This window comes from Clostridiales bacterium (genome assembly GCA_030016385.1).
In the GTDB taxonomy this organism is placed as follows: domain Bacteria; phylum Bacillota; class Clostridia; order Clostridiales; family Oxobacteraceae; genus JASEJN01.
In genome coordinates, this window is sequence record JASEJN010000121.1 from 1 (window position 1) to 1,203 (window position 1,203).

Here is a 1,203-nt window from a genome sequence, read left to right on the forward strand (position 1 = left end):
TCTCCTTCTTCCCCTTCCCTATCGCTGTTACCTTATCTTTCATCTACCCTTTCACACTTTTAACATTTTTCACATGTATATTTATTTCTTTTATATATAACTCCTCTCCAAAATGTGGTAAAATTAAGTTATGAGCAATAATAAAACAACATCTCGGAAAGGAGTTATTAACTTATGACAAGACCGAAACAATTATCCTTTGCAGACATTTATTCCGACTGTAATAGTATTTTTGAAAATGATAAATATCACTTCCTTTCACTTCTTGAAGAAAACATTGATCTTGAAGAACTTATTCCGTCTTCCTTCTATGATCACTTTTATTCCTCTATTGGTAGAAATCGTGTATATCCTTTATCCGGTTTCCTTTGGGCTTTGCTCATTCAGCGGATTTTCTCTATTCCTACTGACAGTCTTCTTTTGATTTTTCTCCAGTACTCAAAGGAACTTCGTGACTTTTGTGGCTTTACAAAGGTTCCTGATGCCTCTAAGATAACACGGTTTAAACAGGATTTCTTGATGGACTTACAGTCGTTTTTTGATTCACTTGTAGATGTTACCGAACCGATATGCCAGCAAATTGATACCTCCCTCGCATCTATGACCATCTTCGATACTTCCGGCATCGAGGCCTTTGTAACTGAAAACAATCCTAAATATGCAAACCGTATTATTGGCCAGTTAAAAGCTTACAAGAAAGCAATGCAGCTCGATGATTCCTATGACCCTTACAAAGCAGCTTATAAATCCATGCCTTCTCATGCGGATTCAAACCGGAACATTAAACAGCTTTATATCAATGGACATTTTTGCTATGTTTTCAAGTTCGGTATGATTACCAATGGTCTTGGTATTGTCCGTGATATCTCATTCTATAATAAAGATTTCCTGGATGCACACCCGGACATTGTTGTGGAAAAGAAATCGGATTCTCCCGAAGAAGATAAGTCCCTCGGTGATTCCAAAGCTCTTATCCCTGTCCTAAAGGTTTTTTTTGATAAGCATCCTTTGATAAATCCCAGGACCTTCCTTGGAGATTCTGCTTTTGATGCAGTTAACATCTATAAATCTCTGTTTAGCGAACTGCATTTTGAAAAAGCATATATCCCTCTTAATTCACGTTCAGGACTTGAAGACCAGGACTACACCATTAACGAAGATGGTATTCCATGTTGCCCTCATGATAAGAATCTTCCTATGAAA

Annotated in this window: 1 protein-coding gene; it reads left to right on the plus strand. The window is 37.1% G+C overall.

All coding sequences use genetic code 11. The features are described 5' to 3' along the window. Positions 1 to 174: 174 nt before the first annotated feature. A partial coding sequence (locus tag QME45_14705; protein MDI6619877.1) for a transposase occupies positions 175 to 1,203 on the plus strand: 1,029 nt, incomplete at its 3' end.